This window comes from Nonomuraea sp. NPDC049684 (genome assembly GCF_044465345.1).
Classification (GTDB): Bacteria; Actinomycetota; Actinomycetes; order Streptosporangiales; family Streptosporangiaceae; genus Nonomuraea.
The window spans coordinates 279,893-295,332 of sequence record NZ_JBITLO010000012.1 but is presented as its reverse complement, the minus strand read 5'-3'; the positions used below and the strand labels follow the sequence as shown (position 1 = coordinate 295,332).

Genomic DNA, 15,440 nt, shown 5'->3' with positions numbered 1-15,440 from the left:
ACGTGTTCAGTTCCCGCATAGAGTGTCTTGAGTGAGTGTCGCGCTCGGAACAACCCGCCCGCTACCGGTTCGCACCACTTCTGTCGGCGACCCCGGTGACCTGCTGGCATCCCTCCCGAAGACGGCGCCCTACGCCTGGATCAGGAACGGCGAGGGCCTGGTGGGATGGGGCCAGGCCGCCCGCGTCGCCGTGCCGCCGGGCCCCGGCCGCTTCGCCTGGGCCCGCGAGTGGCTGCGCACCGTCCTCGGCGACGCGCCCGCCGACGACGCCGGGCGCGCCCCCGGCTCCGGCTCCGGCCCCGTCGCCTTCGGCAGCTTCACCTTCGACGAGGACGCCCCCGGGTCCGTGCTCGTCGTCCCCCGGGCCGTGCTCGCCCGCCGCGGCGGCCGCGCCTGGCTCACCACCGTCGGCGAGGCCCCGCTGGAGACGTTCAGCCCCATCCGCGAGCCCGGCCGCATCAGCTACGGCGACGGCAGCCTCACCGCCCCCGAATGGGAGCACGTCGTCGCCCGCGCCGCCCGCCGCATCCGCGACGGCGAACTGGAGAAGGTCGTGCTCGCCCGCGACCTGCTCGCCACCGCCGAACACCCCATCGACGTGCGCCTGCTGCTGACCCGGCTGGCCCGGCGCTACCCCGAGTGCTACACCTTCTCCGTGGCCGGCCTCGTCGGCGCCACCCCCGAGCTGCTCATCCGCCGCACCGGGCAGGAGATCGAATCCCTCGTCCTGGCCGGCACCACCGCCCGCGGCACCGGCGCGGCCGACGACGTCGCCCGCGGCGCCGCGCTGTTCGCCTCCCAGAAGGACCGCCACGAGCACGAGTGCGCCATCGCCTCCGTGCGCCAGACCCTCGCCCCCCTCTGCTCCTCGCTGCACACCCCCGACGAGCCCGAACTCCTCGTGCTGCCCAACGTCCAGCACCTGGCCAGCCACGTCACCGGGCGGCTGGCCGACGGCGCGTCCGTGCTCGACGTGGTGGCCGCCATGCACCCCACCGCCGCCGTCGGCGGCACCCCGACCGACACCGCCATCAAGGTCATCCGCGAGCTGGAGGGCATGGACCGCGCCGGCTACGCGGGCCCGGTCGGCTGGATCGACGCCCACGGCGACGGCGAATGGGGCATCGCCCTGCGTTCCGGGCTGATCGAGGGCAACCGCGCCCGGCTGTTCGCCGGCGGCGGCATCATGGGCAACTCCGACCCGGCCGCCGAGCTGGCCGAGGCCCAGGCCAAGTTCCGCGTCATGCAGTACGCCCTGGAGGGCTGAGCGGCCTCAGCCGGGCACGTGCACGCCCTCGCCCACCTCGACGCGGGCCCGGCCGGCCGTCAGCGCGGCCACCCACTCGCCGAACGCCGCCACCTCGTCCTCCCCCACCGCCACCGAGAACGTCACCCCGGCCGCGTAGGTCACCTCGCGCAGCGCGTAGCGGGAGGCGCGCAGGTCGTTCTCCACCCGGCCGGCCTGGTCGTGGGCCACCGAGACGCTCACCAGCCTGGCCGGGATCATCCGCACCGGCTCCACCAGGTCGAGCGTCTCGGTCACCGCTCCCCCGTAGGCGCGCACCAGCCCGCCCGCGCCCAGCAGGACGCCGCCGAAGTAGCGCGTGACCACCGCGACCACGTCGTTGAACCCCCGGCCGACCAGCGCCTGGACCATCGGCGTGCCCGCCGTGCCGCCGGGCTCGCCGTCGTCGTCGCCCTTCTGCAGGCGCCCGCCGATCACGTACGCGGTGCAGTTGTGGGTGGCGCCGGCGTGCTCGCGGCGGCGGGCGGCGATGAAGGCGGCGGCCTCCTCGACGGTACGGGCGGGGGCCAGCGCGCAGACGAACCGGGAGCGGCGCACCTCGGTCTCGTGCTCGATGCCGGTCGCGAGGGTGAGGTACGACTGGGACACGTCCGCCAGGCTACCGCCTTTACGTTGTAGATTTCCGGGCGGGTGGACCGGGTTGAGCGCGATGCACGGCAGGCCGCCCCTCCCTGTGCAGGACGCCCATGATCGCGCCGCCGTCCCGCGCGTACGGTGCGGCGCATGACCTATCGCGTCGCCATGGACATCGGCGGCACCTTCACCGACGTCGTCTGCTACGACGAGCGCACGGGGGCCGTCACCGCCTCGAAGGCGCCCACCACTCCGGGGGACCTGGCCGAGGGCGTGTTCGCCGCGCTCGGCCGGGTCGTGGACGACCCCGCGGCCATCTCCTTCTTCGTGCACGGCACCACGCAGGGCCTGAACGCGCTGCTGGAGCGCAAGGGCGCGCGGGTGCTGCTGCTGGCGAGCCGGGGCGCCGGGGACGTCTACCGGATCGCCCGCGGCAACCGCGACCGCATGTTCGACCTGCGCTACCGCAAGCCGTCGCCGCTCGTGCCGCGCCAGGACGTCATGGAGGCCGGCGGCCGCCTCGACCACCGGGGCCGCGAGCTGGAACCCCTCGACGAGGAGGCGGTGCGGCGGGCCGCGCGGCGCGCCCGCGAGGAGGGCTTCGACGCCGTCGCCGTGTGCCTGCTGTTCTCCTTCGCCGACCCCGCGCACGAGCTGCGCGCGGGCGAGATCCTGCGGGCCGAGCTGGGCGAGGACGTGCTCGTGGTGCTCTCGCACGAGGTCGCGCGGGAGTGGCGCGAGTACGAGCGCACCTCCTCGGCGGTGCTGGAGGCCTACACCGGGCCGGTCGTGCGCAGGTACCTGGCCAGGATCGAGCGGCGCTTCGCCGAGCGCGGCCTGTCGGTGCCGGTGCACGTGATGCAGTCCTCGGGCGGGCTGGTCAACGCCTCGTACGCGATGCGGCGGCCGTTGCAGACCCTGCTGTCGGGGCCGGTCGGCGGCACGATGGGCGGCGTGGCCGCGGCCCGCATGCTGGGCCGGGAGAACGCGATCTGCGTGGACATGGGCGGCACCTCCTTCGACGTCTCGCTCGTGGTGAACGGGCGGCCCGACGTCAGCGCCGAGGCCCGCATCGAGGGCTACCCGGTGCTCATGCCCATCGTGAACCTGCACACCATCGGCGCGGGCGGCGGCTCGATCGCCTACGCCGAGGCGGGCGCGCTGCGCGTCGGCCCGGAGTCGGCCGGGGCCGTGCCGGGCCCGGCCTGCTACGGCCGGGGCGGCACCCGGCCCACCGTGACCGACGCGAACGTGGTGCTCGGCCGGGTGGACCCGGCCTGGTTCGCGGGCGGGCTGATGACGCTGGACGAGGAGGCGGCGGGCGCGGCCGTGGTCACGCTGGCGCGGGAGCTGGACCTGGACCCGCTGCGGCTGGCCGAGGGCGTGTGCGACGTGGCCAACGCCAAGATGGCCCAGGCGATCCGCACGCTGACGGTCGAGCACGGGGTGGAGCCGCGGGAGTTCGCGCTGGTCGCCTTCGGCGGCGCGGGCGCGATGCACGCCGTCTTCATCGCCCGCGAGCTGGGCATCTCCGAGGTGGTCGTGCCACGCTTCCCGGGGGCGTTCTCTGCCTGGGGGATGCTGGAGGCGGACGTGCGGCGGGACCTGACGCACCCGTACTTCCGGCCGCAGGACACCCTCGACGGCCACGACATGTCCCGGCATCTGACGACATTGGAGCGGGAGGCGCTGGCGGCGCTGGCCGGGCAGGGCGTCCCGGAGGAGCGGCGCCGGGTCGAGCACGCCGTGGACATGCGCTACGAGGGCCAGGACTACACGCTCACCGTCCCGCTGCGCGACGCCGCCGAGCCGGGCGAGCCGGGCTTCCTCGCCGCGGTCGCGGCCCGCTACGCCGAGGCCCACACCAGCCGGTACGGCCACGCCACCCCCGAGGCGCCGGTGGAGTTCGTCATGCTGCGCAGCACCGGGTTCGGCTCGTTCCCGCGCGCCGCCGCCGGGGCCGCCGAGCCGCGCGAGGAGACGTCCGGGGACGTCCGGGACGTGATCTTCGACGGGGCGGTGCACCGCACGCCCGTGTTGCGGCGGGCGGGCCTGACCGGCTCGTTCGGCGGGCCCGCGATCGTGGTCGAGGAGACCGCGACCACGGTCATCCCGCCGGGCTGCCTGGCGACCATAGACGACAACGGCTTCCTCATCGTGAAGGTGGACGTCCAGTGATCGACCCCGTGACGACCGAGATCATCCGGTGCGCGCTCCTCCAGGCGGCCGAGGACATGAACACGACGCTGGTCCGCAGCTCGTACACGCCGGTGATCTACGAGGCCAAGGACTGCGCGGTGGCGCTGCTCGACCGCGACCACAACGTGCTGGGGCAGTCGTCCGGCCTGCCGATCTTCCTGGGCAACCTGGAGGTGTGCACCCGCGAGACCGAGCGCATGTACGGCCGCGAGGTGTGGCAGGAGGGCGACGTGTGGGTGCTGAACGACTCCTACGTCGGCGGCACCCACCTCAACGACGTCACCGTCTACGGCCCGATCTTCGCCGGCGGCGAGCTGGCCGGGTTCGCCGCCTCGCGCGCCCACTGGCTGGACGTCGGCTCCAAGGACCCGGGCGGCTCGATGGACTCCACCTCGATCTTCCAGGAGGGCCTGCGCCTCGGTCCGGTGAAGGTGTACGCCGGCGGGCGGCCGTGCCGCGACCTGCACGAGGTGATCGCCCGCAACGTGCGCTTCCCGCACGCCACGCTCGGCGACATGCGGGCCCAGGTGAGCTGCGCGATGACCGGCCAGCGGCGGTTGCAGGAGATCGTCTCGCGCTGGGGCCTGGAGACGGTCATGGCCGCCCGGGACGAGATGTTCGCCCAGACCGAGCGCCTGGAACGCCAGGCCATCGCCGCGATCCCCGACGGCGTTTACGAGGCGTCCGGGTTCCTCGACAACGACGGCATCGACCTGGCCACGCCGCTGCCGGTGAACGTGCGCGTCACGGTGTCGGGCGAGTCGATGCACGTGGACCTGACCGACTGCGCCGACCAGGCCCGCGGCCCGGTCAACTGCGGCGCTGCGCAGGCCGTGGCGGCGGTGCGGGTGGGGTACAAGCTGCTGGTGTCGGGGGACGTGCCGCTGAACGGCGGCTCCTTCCGCCCGCTGAGCGTCGAGACCCGGCCGGGCTCGATGCTGGCCGCGCGGTCGCCGGCCGCCTGCCAGTACTACTACTCCCACCTCGGGCTGCTCATCGACCTGGTGGTCAAGGCGCTGGCCCCGGCGCTGCCGGGCAAGGCGGCGGCGGCCTCGTACGGGGACTCGATGATCGTGCAGTTCACCGGGACGGACCCGCGTACCGGCAAGCTGTACGTCTCCCAGGAGGCCACGGTCGGCGGCTGGGGGGCGTGGGAGGGCGGCGACGGCGAGTCCTGCCTGATCAACAACGTCAACGGCTCGCTGCGGGACATGCCGATCGAGGTGCTGGAGACGCTGTTCCCGGTCCGGGTGCGCCGGTACGAGGTGCGCCCGGACACCGGCGGCGCCGGCCGGTGGCGCGGCGGCAACGGCGTGGTACGGGAGTACGAGTTCTGCGGCGACACCTCGTTGTCGTTGTGGTTCGAGCGCTCGGTCACCCCGGCGTGGGGCCTGGCCGGCGGCGCGGCGGGCGCTCCCCCGCGGGTCACGCTCAACCCGGGCACGGCGGGCGAGCGCCGGATGCTCAAGGTCAACGCCCTGCCGGTGTCGGCCGGTGACGTGCTGCGCTGCGAGTCCGGCGGAGGCGGCGGCTACGGCCCGGCCGAGCGCCGCTCCCCGGCGGCGCGGGCGGCCGACCTGGCCGAGGGCATGACCACAAACTGATCCACGTTCGACCGAAAATCACACGGATTGTTCTCCGGTCTGTGAAGATGATCGACAACGCGGGGGCACGCGACGGCCTGGGGAGGCTGTGTCCCCGTCATGACCATCTTCACGAGGGGACTCTCATGACTGCGTTACGAACGCGCCTTCTCGCGGGCTCGGCCGCGCTCGCCGCGGGCCTGGCCGGCGTCGCCGTGCTGACGCCGGCCGCGCCCGCCTCGGCCGCCAGGGTGGAGGCCGCCTGCTCCGACGCCCTCGGCGACGCCGCGGCGATCCAGGCCGCCATCGACTCCTCCAAGGACGGCGACGAGATCGTCATCAAGGGGCCGTGCCTGATCAACGCCACGATCAGCCTGGCCGACCGGCGCACCTACCGGGGCGACGCCAAGGCCGGCACGGTGCTCAAGCAGGCCGACGGCGCCAACCTGCCCGCCGTACTGGCCTCCAAGGGCTGGCTGGAGGACACCGAGTTCAGCGGCGAGAGCGTGCGCGTCGAGCGGCTGACCATCGACGGCAACCGCGACCACAACACCGGCACGGTCGGCCTGCTGCTGCGCTCGTGGAACACCCGGGTCTACGACGTGGACATCTACGGCACGCCGTCGGACGGCATCCGCATCAGCAACCCGTCCAGGAACGGCACGACGCTGCGCAACACCATGGTCAACAGCGTCATCAGCGACGTCTACATCGAAGGCGCCGCCGAGGCCGGGATCCGCGTCGTCGACCCCGGCAACTCCGTCACCGACTGGACGCTCCAACGCTCCTGGATCGGCTTCAGCGGCACCAGCGCCATCCAGACCGACAACGCGGCCGGCTGGACGATGAGCGGCCTGCACCTGTACGCGACCCCGAAGAACGCCATCGACGCCCACCGCTGCTTCGGCACCTCGATCCAGGACAACTACATCGAGGACTTCGGCGCCGAGAGCACGGCGGGCCAGACGTACTACGGCATCCGCTGCGACCTTCAGGGCGAGGCCGCCACCACCATCACCGGCAACCGCGTGCACAAGTTCCTGCCGCCGCCGAACGCGCTGGCCGAGCTGCGCAAGGCCCGCCAGAGCGGCTCGGCGCCGCCCGAGCGCAAGATCGCCGCGACCGGCCCGCTCCCCGACGGCGTGGACTTCGTCTACCTGGCGCTGGACGCGGTCAACTACGGCGCCGGCCACGCCGCGATCACCGGCAACACCGTCGTCGGCCACGGCACCAAGCGCGAGACCGGCATCCTGCTGGCCAAGGGCGAGGGCGAGTCGATGTCGATCGCCTCCTCGGGCAACCTCCTCGACGGCGTCGGGACCCGGCGCAAGGTCGGCGCGGGCGTCCGCCTCACCAGGGGCTACTGACCCGGCGACGCCGCCCCCCGGCTCAGCGCAGCAGCACGTGGCAGGCGAGCTGCAGCGCCAGGCGGGTGGCGGCGTCGTCCAGGTCGAAGCCGGCGGCCTTGATGCGGTCCAGGCGGGTGGTGACCGTGTTGCGGTGCACGCCCAGGCGTTCGGCGGCCTTGAGCGCGCCGCCCTCGTCCAGGACGGCGGCCAGCGTCACCAGCAGCGTGCCGTCCTTGTCGACGGCCAGCAGCGGCTGGAGCACGACGGTCGCCGGCGCGCGCAGCACCCCCGCCGGAAGCGCGCCGAGCAGCTCGGCCGGTCCCATCCGGTCGGCGCGGGCCACCGTGCCCGCGCCGGCCACGAACGCCGCCGCCTCGGCGCCGAGCAGCGACTCCCCCACCGCCTCCAGCCCCTCCACCGCCGCGCCCACCCCGGCCGCGCACGGCCAGGGCATGCCGTGCACGCAGCGCCGCAGATGCTCGGCCAGGTCGCCGGGCGGCTCCGGCGACCACCCTGCCCAGCCCTCGCCGCGCCGCAGCACCGGCACCTGGCCGAGCGCCGCGGTGACCAGCGCCTGCACCAGCGGCCCGTCGTCGGCCAGCGCCCCCACCGGGCGGACGTGGTAGGCGGTCAGCGTGCCGCGCACCCCCCATCCCAGCGCCACGGCCTCGGCCGGGGCCCCTTCCAGCCAGATGCCGCCGTCGCCGGCCGGTTCGTGGGCCGGCCGGCCCGCCGCGAGCAGCCGCCGGGCCAGCGCCGACTGCAGCGCGAAGTCGCGCGAGGCGCGCAGGCGCTCCTGGGCCGCCCACGCCGCCAGCGGGGCCACCGCCAGGCCCAGCACGGTCCGCACCACCGCGGGCCAGCCGGGCGAGCGGGACGTGCCGGCGGCCACCAGCGTCCCGAGCGCGGGCCCCTCCTGGCCGGGCACCTCGACCTCGGCCGCCCACCGGGACCCCGGCGGCCGGGCCGGCTCGTGCTCGCCCGGCGCGCGGGTGGCGCTCTGGCGGCCGGCGACGTGCAGGCCGTACCGGTCGAGGAAGGCCACCGACGTGCCGGGCAGCTCGGCGTTGAGCACCCCGAGCACCCGCCGCGCCGAGGGGCCCGCGTCGGCCAGCCGGGTCGCGCAGCGGGCGACGAGCTGGGTGCGGGCCGCCTCCGGCCTGGAGGCCGCCGAGGCGACCCGGACGGCGACGATCAGCGGGTCCTCGTCCACGAAGATCAGGGTGACGCCGAGCCGTTCGGCCAGCACCTCGCCCGACCCGGCGCTCAGGCCGCCCGACGGCGCGATCACGCAGGCCGCCGCCTGCTCCCAGGCCCGGCGCATGGCCATCTCGACCGCCCAGCCGCCGCCGGCCGCCGCGCCGATCAGCACGACCGCCGTGTGCGGCGTCACCGCGCCGAACACCGACAGGTCGTCCACGATGCGGACCTGGTGCACGGGGTTGTCGCCGCTGCCGTACATCCTGGCCCCGGCCAGCGGGCCGGCGTTGACCAGCTCCGCCACCGTGACCGGCGCCTCCCAGCCGGGCTCGCGCAGGCCGCTCACGGCGACTCCGCCCGCTGCTCGAACGGGATCCCGAACGCCCGCAGCCCGCCCAGCGCGAGCCCCGCGTCCGTGTGCCAGACCGGCGCGGCCTTGACCACCATGATCTCCACCTCCATGCCGGGCGCCGCCTTGTCGACGTCCACGACCAGGCCGTCGGCGGACGAGATCATGCAGATCTGGTCCGGCGCCATCGCCACCGGCGCCCCGTCGGCGAGGGCGAGCACGATCTCGTTGTGCGCCTCCAGCCGGACGAGCCTGCGCAGGCCGCCCGTCTCCTGCACCACGATGCTGGAGGGCAGCGACGGCATGGCCACGTCGGCGCCGTGGCCCGTGCTGCCCTCGACGGCCAGGATGCGGCCCGCGCACAGCGTGCGCACCCCGTACGGGGCGGCCGCCGAGCGCGGCGCGCCGGGCACCCCGGCCGCCAGCAGCAGGCTGACCGTGCCCGGCACCAGCACCCGGGCCAGGTCCCGCGCCGCCATCGGGTAGCAGGCGGCCACCGCCCACCCGCCCACCGCCAGCACGACGGGACGCAGCAGCTCCTCCACCCGCCCGCCCGCGGTCTCCAGCAGCACCAGCTCCCCCGACGCCCCGGCCAGCGCCAGCGGCGACGCGCTCAGCCCGCCCAGCGTGTACGTCGTCTGCTCCACCAGCGGGAACACCCGGCCCGTCCCGTCGCCGTCGACCAGCGGCACGCCCAGGGCCGCCGCGGCGACCAGCGGGATCAGCGCGTTCTCGGCCGCCAGGTTGAGCGCCGCCACGGCCCCGGCCCGCTCCCCCAGCCGCCGCTCCAGCGCCCGCACCGCCCGTACCGGCTCGTCGCCCGCGGGCAGCTGCTCGCCCAGCGCGGTCGTGGACCCGACCAGGCTGACCACCATGCACAACGTCCCGGGGTCCAGCTCGTGCGCGGCGGCCAGCTCGACGCCGTCGCCGAGCACCGACTCCGCCCAGGCGAGGGTGAGGCCGTAGGAGGACTCGCCCGCGCCCGTGGCGAACAGCCGCGACCCCGCCGAGAAGCGGCGCAGCTCATCGGGGCCGACGAGCCGGGTCACGGCGTCGCGCCTTCTGCCGTGACGCGCACCCGGTAGAAGCCGTCGGGCAGGTAGGACAGCGGGTTGACGGTGGTCTCGGCGATCCGGGCGAAGCCGGGCGCGGCGCCGGCGCTGACCACGCGGGTCAGGGCCTCGTCCCTGGCGTCCTGCAGCGCCCGGTCCAGCTCGGCCCGGCCGCGGGCCTGCACGATCCGCTCCACCTGGGCCTCGGGACGGGCGAGCGCCGCCCCGTAGGCCGCGGCCAGCAGGTCCTCGCCCGCGCCGCCGGGCTCGATCACCTCGAACGGCGCCGGGACGTCCGCCGCGGCCAGGGCGGCCCGGCCGCGGCGCAGGCTGGTCGTCCCGCCGCGTTCGCAGGCCCGCGGGTACCTGCGGAAGTAGTGCGCCGACACCAGGCCGCTGCCGGTGCGGGCGAAGAACACCGGCACCCCGGGCAGCTCGCGCGCCACCCGGTCGGCGATCCGGCCCGCCTCGGGGCCCAGCGCCGCGTTCCTGATCGCGTGCGCCTCGCGTTCCCGCAGGCCGGGGCGGCCGAACTCGTACGACAGCGTGATCCTGGCCGCGGGCACCTCGGCGACGATGATCGCGGCCACCGCCAGCTCGTGGTCGGCCAGCATCGGCGAGCCGGTCGCGGTCACCGCGAAGTCGACCAGGCCGCAGCCGGCGGCGAACTCGCGCACCGCGCCGGTGTCCAGCGGAGCCAGCGGGCGGCCGGTCAGGCTGTGCCCGCCGCGCACGATCGTGGCCACCCCCGGGTCGGCCACCGGCCGCAGCACCGGCGGGCACGGCCCGCCGACGCGGATGGCGGCCACCGGCGCGCGCGGCATCCCGTCGAGGTCGACCGCCACGCAGGCGCGTACGGCCTGCGACGGCGGCGCGCCGTCGCCGACGGCCACCACCGCCGGCGACGGCCCGTCCAGCGCGACGCCGAGGATCACTCCAGCTCGCGCCCTTCGGTCTCGGGCAGCGGCATGGCCAGCAGCGCCGTGGCCACCATGAACGCGTTGATCACCAGCATCGTCGCGGTGAAGCCGGTGGCGTGGGCCAGCAGCGCGCCCACGGCCGACGGCGCGACCGTGGTGGCAACGAGCTGGGAGGCCGTGGCCCAGGAGTAGCCGGTGCCGCGCAGCGCGGTCGGGTAGAACTCGCCGTTCCAGGTGTTCCAGACGCCCCACGCGCCCAGGCTGAAGAACGACAGGACGAAGTTGCCCAGGTACAGGCCGGTCAGGCTGCTCGCGGTGGCGAACCACAGGCCGCCCAGCACGGCGGCGACGACGTAGAACAGGAAGACCTTCTTGCGGCCGAACCGGCCGGTCAGCAGGGACGCGCTCACGTATCCGGGGATCATCATCAGCGCGCTGAGCGCGGCGAAGCCGAGCGAGGCCGACAGCGACAGGCCCTTGGCCTGCAGCAGCGTCGGCAGCCAGGTCTGCAGCCCCCAGTAGCCCCAGTTGAAGACGAAGTTGAGCAGCAGCATGAGGACGGTGATCCGGGCCAGCCGGCCGCGGAACAGGTCCATGGGGTGGCCGGCGCGCTGGCTCGCCACCGTTCCGGCGACCGTGAACGTGGCCTCGGCGTCGGGGCTGCCCAGGACGCGCAGCACGGCCCGCGCCTCCTCCTGCCGCCCGCGGGCGGCCAGCCAGTACGGCGACTCGGGCACCCACGCCCTGATCGCGAACGCCCACAGCCCGGCCGCGGCGCTGGCGATGACCACGACGTGCCAGCCGAGCCCGCCGAGCGTCACCGAGGCGGCGATGGCCGCCAGCATGCCGATGGGCCAGCCGATCGACAGGTAGACCGCCGCCCGGCCCCGGTGCCTGGTCGGCAGCAGTTCCAGGAAGAGCGGGAAGGTGATCGTGTAGACCCCGGCCAGCGCGAGCCCGGAGCATACGCGCAGCGCGACCAGCGTCGCCATGTTCGGCGCGAACGCCGAGGCGAGCGCGATCACGCCATAGGCCAGCAGCGACCAGAACGCGGTCGGCCTGCGCCCGACGCGGTCGGCCAGCGGCCCCCAGACCAGCACGCCGGGGATCATGCCGAACGCCACCGCCGACAGCACGACGCCGATCCCGGCCTCGTCGATGCCGAACGCCGGCCCGAGGTCGCCGGAGACGTAGACCAGGGCGAGCTGCTCCCAGGACTCGATGACGAAGGCGATGAACAGGGCGAGCGCGATGAGCACGTGCCGGCGGGAGAACGGCATCCGGTCGAACGCCGCCCCGATGGGGAGCGTCGGTGCGTCGGTGGCGGTCATGCAAGCTCCTCGGAGGGGGGCGCGAAGTATTGCCGCACCATAGGGCCGTCCCCCTTCCGCGTCGGTGTGCGCGACGCCCGGCCGGGGCGGGCCCGGCTGTGCGCGGCGCACTGCCGGGTCACTGCCGGGTCACCGCCGGGTCGCCGCCGGGTCGCCGCCGGGTCGCCGCCGGTCCCTCAGGCGGCGGGCCTGCCTCCGGTCACGCCGTCAGGGCGTGTCCTCGCGCACGTCGTCGGTGTGCGTCCTGGTGCACGAGCTGAGCGTGTTCTCGTGCACGTGGACGATCTTCCACTCGCCGTCCACCAGGCGCAGCACGCTCGTCGTCCGGACGAGTTCGGGGTCGCCGCGCTCGAAGTCCACCTGCAGCAGGTACCGGGCCAGGGCGGTGTCGCCCCAGACGTCCACGATCTCGTCGATGGCCCGGACGGAGGTCTCCGCCGGGCCGTCCGACGGGCGCGCGTCGCGCACTCGGTCGAGCTGCCGCCTGCTGGTGATCAGGCCCGGCTCGGCGGAGTCCCAGATCGTGGCCTCCGGGTGGAGGAGCCGGTCGATGCCCTGCCTGTCACCTCGCGCGTAGGCGTCGTACATGCCGGTAATAACGGCCCAGACAGCGTCGCGTGCCACGCTTCCGTACTCCTTTGTCTTGGTGGAGAAATATGGTTCTTTCTCACCGTATGGGCAGCGTGGAACGCAGGCGTCTTTACGTTGTAGATCAGGGATTCAGCCACTCGCGCAGCTTGGCGACCGCCAGGCTCATGGCGGCCTTGTTGGCGTTGGTGTCGCGCAGCAGGTCCACCATGGCGAAGTCGTGCACCATCCCCGCCAGCTCGACCGCCGTGACGTCGTTGCCGGCCTCCCGCAGCCGGGCCGCGTACGCCTCGCCCTCGTCCCGCAGGACGTCGGCCTGGCCGTTCAGCACCAGGGCCGGCGGCAGGCCGCGCAGCTCCTGGTCGCTCGCGCGCAGCGGCGAGGCGTGGCTCTCCGCGCGCTGCGCCGGATCTGTCGTGTACTGGTCCCAGAACCACTTCATGCCGTCCCGGTTGAGGTAGTAGCCCGTGGCGAACTGCTTGTAGGACTCGGTGTCGAAGTTGGCGTCCGTGACGGGGTAGAACAGCACCTGGCCGAGCAGCCGCACGTCGCCGCGCTCCTTGGCCATGAGCGTGAGCACGATCGACATGTTGCCGCCCACCGAGTCCCCGGCCACGGCCATGCGGGAGGGGTCCAGGCCCTTCTCCGCGCCGTGCTCGGCCACCCACTGGGCGGCGGCGTAGTTCTGCTCGATCTGCGTGGGGTACTTCGCCTCGGGCGCGCGGTCGTACTCGGGGAAGACGACGGCGGCGCCGGTCCGCACGGCCAGCTCGCGCACGAGCCGGTCGTGGGTGTGCGCCGAGCCGAACACCCAGCCCGCGCCGTGGATGTAGAAGATGACCGGCAGCGTGCCCGTGGCCCCCTTGGGCTTGACGATGCGCACCGGCACGATGCCCGTCGGGCCGCCCTGGACCTGGATCCACTCCTCGTCGATCTCCGGCTTGGGCACGCTCGCATCGGACTGCAGCTTCTCCAGCACCTCGCGGCCCTGCTCGGGCGGCAGTTCGTAGATGAAGGGCCGCTTGGCGTTGGCGTCGGCGAACTCCTGCGCCGCCTTCTCCAGCACGATCTGCTTGCTGATCATCGTCGTCACGGTGGCCGCCCCCGGTCGTCAGTGTGGTCCACCCCGGTTCCTGCCTTGACCTACCTCGATCCGATCGCCCGGTTTCGCCAAATTCCGATCAAGCGGCTCATTCGCGCCGGAGCTCGTGGTCCAGCTCCGCCAGTTCCGCGCCGCCGGCCATCAGCGCGGTCAGCTCGTCCTTGGCGATGTCGGACTTGGCGTACTCGCCCATGCCGGTACCGCGGTTGAGCAGCAGGAACCGGTCGCCGACCGGGTAGGCGTGGTGCGGGTTGTGGGTGATGAACACCACGCCGAGCCCCCGGTCGCGGGCGCGGGCGATGTAGCGCAGCACCACGCCCGCCTGCCTGACGCCCAGCGCCGAGGTGGGCTCGTCCAGGATGAGGACCCGCGCGCCGAAGTGCACGGCCCTGGCGATGGCGACCGACTGCCGCTCGCCGCCCGACAGCGTGCCGACGGGCTGGTCGACGTCCCGGATGTCGATGCCCATGGCGCGCAGCTCCTCGGCCGCCACCCGGCGGGCCCCGGCCACGTCGAAGGCGAGTCCCTTGCGGGGCTCTGAGCCGAGGAAGAAGTTCCGCCAGACCGACATGAGCGGGATCATCGCCAGGTCCTGGTAGACGGTGGCGATGCCGCGGTCGAGCGCCTCGCGCGGGCTGGAGAAGCGCACCTCGGCCCCGTCCACCAGGTACGTCCCCGTGTCGTGCTGGTGCACCCCGGCCAGGATCTTGATGAGCGTGGACTTGCCGGCGCCGTTGTCGCCGAGCACGCAGGTGACCGAGCCGGCCTCCACCCCCATCGACACCCCGCGCAGGGCCAGCACCGAGCCGAACGTCTTGCCGATGTCGCGGGTCTGCAGGATCAATGCCGCACCTCCTCGGCGTAGCGCCGGACCATCCGGTTGGCCAGCGTGGCGAGCAGCAGCATGGCTCCGAGGAAGAACTTGAACCAGTCGGCGTCCCAGCCCAGGAACACGATGCCCTTGTCGGCCATGCCGAAGATCACCGCGCCGATGGAGGCGCCGACGGCGGAGCCGTACCCGCCGGTCAGCAGGCAGCCGCCGATGACGGCCGCGATGATGTAGATGAACTCCTGCCCGATGCCGATGTTGGCCTGGACGGAGGTGTAGCGCAACGCCAGGATCGAGCCGACCAGCCAGGCGGCCACCGCCGTGGTCATGAACAGGGCGATCTTCGTCCGGGCCGCCGGCACCCCGACCGCCCGCGCGGCCTGCTCGTCGCCGCCCACGGCGAAGATCCAGTTGCCCGGCCTGGAGCGCATGAGCACCCACGTGGCCAGCGCGGTGATCGCGATCCACCACAGGATCGCCACCCGGAACGACGTGCCGCCGATCTGGATCGTGCCCGCGAACAGCGCGCTCGCGCCGTCGAACCCGGCCGCCCGGCGCAGCCCGCCGACCTGCACGGTCCCGGTGATGGCCTTGGTGACGCCGAGGTTGACGCCCTGCAGCATGAGGAACGTGCCCAGCGTGACGATGAAGCTGGGCAGCTTCGTCCGGGTCACCACCAGGCCGTTGGCGAACCCCACGGCCAGGGCCACGACCAGCCCGGCCAGCATCGCCGGCCACACGCCGAACCCGTAGCGGGTGGCCAGCGTGACCAGGATCAGCCCGCTGGTGCCGGTCAGCACGCCGGCCGACAGGTCGAACTCGCCGCCGATCATGAGCAGCGCCACCGCGACCGCCATGATCCCGAGCGTGGCGGCCGGGTCGAGCCAGTTGGCGATCCCGGCCGGCGAGCGGAACACCTCCGACTGCGCGGCGAAGAACGCGAACACCGCGACCAGCCCCACCACGGCGCCGAGCTCGGGCCGGACGATCAGGCGGCGGGCCAGGCCGACCCGGGCGACCCGCTCGTCGGCCCGCGCGGGTGCGGCCGTCATCGGCGGC

Annotated in this window: 13 protein-coding genes; 4 read left to right on the top strand and 9 right to left on the bottom strand. The window is 74.1% G+C overall.

Annotated features, from left to right (window positions below; genetic code table 11):
• Positions 1 to 31: 31 nt before the first annotated feature.
• Complete coding sequence (locus ACIBST_RS33520) at positions 32 to 1,267, top strand: isochorismate synthase MenF (protein WP_397177496.1); 1,236 nt, start codon at positions 32 to 34, stop codon at positions 1,265 to 1,267.
• Between the two features lie 6 nt (positions 1,268 to 1,273).
• On the opposite strand, the gene ACIBST_RS33515 is transcribed toward ACIBST_RS33520, so the two are convergent.
• Positions 1,274 to 1,894 carry a YigZ family protein gene (locus ACIBST_RS33515; protein WP_397177495.1) on the bottom strand — a complete coding sequence of 207 codons (621 nt, stop codon included), beginning with the start codon at positions 1,892 to 1,894 and terminating at the stop codon, positions 1,274 to 1,276.
• 135 nt (positions 1,895 to 2,029) lie between these two features.
• Here ACIBST_RS33515 and ACIBST_RS33510 point away from each other — a divergent pair, with 135 nt between their 5' ends.
• The 3 genes from ACIBST_RS33510 to ACIBST_RS33500 all read left to right on the top strand — a co-directional run bounded on the left by ACIBST_RS33510 (position 2,030) and on the right by ACIBST_RS33500 (position 7,028).
• Positions 2,030 to 4,057, top strand: coding sequence for a hydantoinase/oxoprolinase family protein (locus ACIBST_RS33510; protein ID WP_397177493.1), 2,028 nt, complete (start codon positions 2,030 to 2,032; stop codon positions 4,055 to 4,057).
• Positions 4,054 to 5,682: a hydantoinase B/oxoprolinase family protein gene (locus ACIBST_RS33505; RefSeq protein WP_397177491.1), complete on the top strand. Its 1,629-nt coding sequence runs from the start codon at positions 4,054 to 4,056 to the stop codon at positions 5,680 to 5,682. The genes ACIBST_RS33510 and ACIBST_RS33505 overlap by 4 nt, the downstream gene beginning before the upstream one ends.
• A gap of 125 nt (positions 5,683 to 5,807) precedes the next feature.
• The gene (locus ACIBST_RS33500) at positions 5,808 to 7,028 is read left to right on the top strand and encodes a right-handed parallel beta-helix repeat-containing protein (RefSeq protein ID WP_397177489.1); all 1,221 of its coding nucleotides are present in this window, start codon (positions 5,808 to 5,810) and stop codon (positions 7,026 to 7,028) included.
• Between the two features lie 22 nt (positions 7,029 to 7,050).
• On the opposite strand, the gene ACIBST_RS33495 is transcribed toward ACIBST_RS33500, so the two are convergent.
• From ACIBST_RS33495 to ACIBST_RS33460, 8 genes are all read right to left on the bottom strand, one after another.
• The gene (locus ACIBST_RS33495; protein ID WP_397177488.1) at positions 7,051 to 8,556 is read right to left on the bottom strand and encodes a PucR family transcriptional regulator; all 1,506 of its coding nucleotides are present in this window, start codon (positions 8,554 to 8,556) and stop codon (positions 7,051 to 7,053) included.
• Positions 8,553 to 9,608, bottom strand: coding sequence for a DUF917 domain-containing protein (locus ACIBST_RS33490; RefSeq protein ID WP_397177487.1), 1,056 nt, complete (start codon positions 9,606 to 9,608; stop codon positions 8,553 to 8,555). The genes ACIBST_RS33495 and ACIBST_RS33490 overlap by 4 nt, the downstream gene beginning before the upstream one ends.
• Positions 9,605 to 10,546 carry a hypothetical protein gene (locus ACIBST_RS33485; protein ID WP_397177486.1) on the bottom strand — a complete coding sequence of 314 codons (942 nt, stop codon included), beginning with the start codon at positions 10,544 to 10,546 and terminating at the stop codon, positions 9,605 to 9,607. The genes ACIBST_RS33490 and ACIBST_RS33485 overlap by 4 nt, the downstream gene beginning before the upstream one ends.
• Complete coding sequence (locus ACIBST_RS33480) at positions 10,543 to 11,862, bottom strand: MFS transporter (RefSeq protein WP_397177484.1); 1,320 nt, start codon at positions 11,860 to 11,862, stop codon at positions 10,543 to 10,545. The genes ACIBST_RS33485 and ACIBST_RS33480 overlap by 4 nt, the downstream gene beginning before the upstream one ends.
• Positions 11,863 to 12,069: 207 nt before the next feature.
• Entirely contained in the window at positions 12,070 to 12,486 is a 417-nt protein-coding gene (locus ACIBST_RS33475; RefSeq protein ID WP_397177482.1) for a nuclear transport factor 2 family protein, read from the bottom strand.
• 88 nt (positions 12,487 to 12,574) lie between these two features.
• Positions 12,575 to 13,534 (bottom strand): alpha/beta hydrolase, encoded by a 960-nt coding sequence (locus ACIBST_RS33470; protein ID WP_397177481.1) that lies wholly within the window; start codon positions 13,532 to 13,534, stop codon positions 12,575 to 12,577.
• Between the two features lie 106 nt (positions 13,535 to 13,640).
• Positions 13,641 to 14,396, bottom strand: a complete 756-nt coding sequence (locus ACIBST_RS33465; protein WP_397177479.1) for an ATP-binding cassette domain-containing protein — start codon at positions 14,394 to 14,396, stop codon at positions 13,641 to 13,643.
• Positions 14,393 to 15,433 (bottom strand): ABC transporter permease, encoded by a 1,041-nt coding sequence (locus ACIBST_RS33460; RefSeq protein ID WP_397177477.1) that lies wholly within the window; start codon positions 15,431 to 15,433, stop codon positions 14,393 to 14,395. Before ACIBST_RS33460 ends, ACIBST_RS33465 begins: the two co-directional genes overlap by 4 nt.
• Positions 15,434 to 15,440: the final 7 nt, after the last annotated feature.

What these genes read in the sequence shown, in the direction of transcription:
- ACIBST_RS33510 (WP_397177493.1), top strand. Translation starts at nt 2,030, where the DNA reads ATGACCTATCGCGTCGCCATGGACATCGGCGGCACCTTCACCGACGTC.
- ACIBST_RS33460 (WP_397177477.1), bottom strand. Translation starts at nt 15,433, where the DNA reads ATGACGGCCGCACCCGCGCGGGCCGACGAGCGGGTCGCCCGGGTCGGC.
- ACIBST_RS33470 (WP_397177481.1), bottom strand. Translation starts at nt 13,534, where the DNA reads ATGATCAGCAAGCAGATCGTGCTGGAGAAGGCGGCGCAGGAGTTCGCC.
- ACIBST_RS33480 (WP_397177484.1), bottom strand. Translation starts at nt 11,862, where the DNA reads ATGACCGCCACCGACGCACCGACGCTCCCCATCGGGGCGGCGTTCGAC.
- ACIBST_RS33500 (WP_397177489.1), top strand. Translation starts at nt 5,808, where the DNA reads ATGACTGCGTTACGAACGCGCCTTCTCGCGGGCTCGGCCGCGCTCGCC.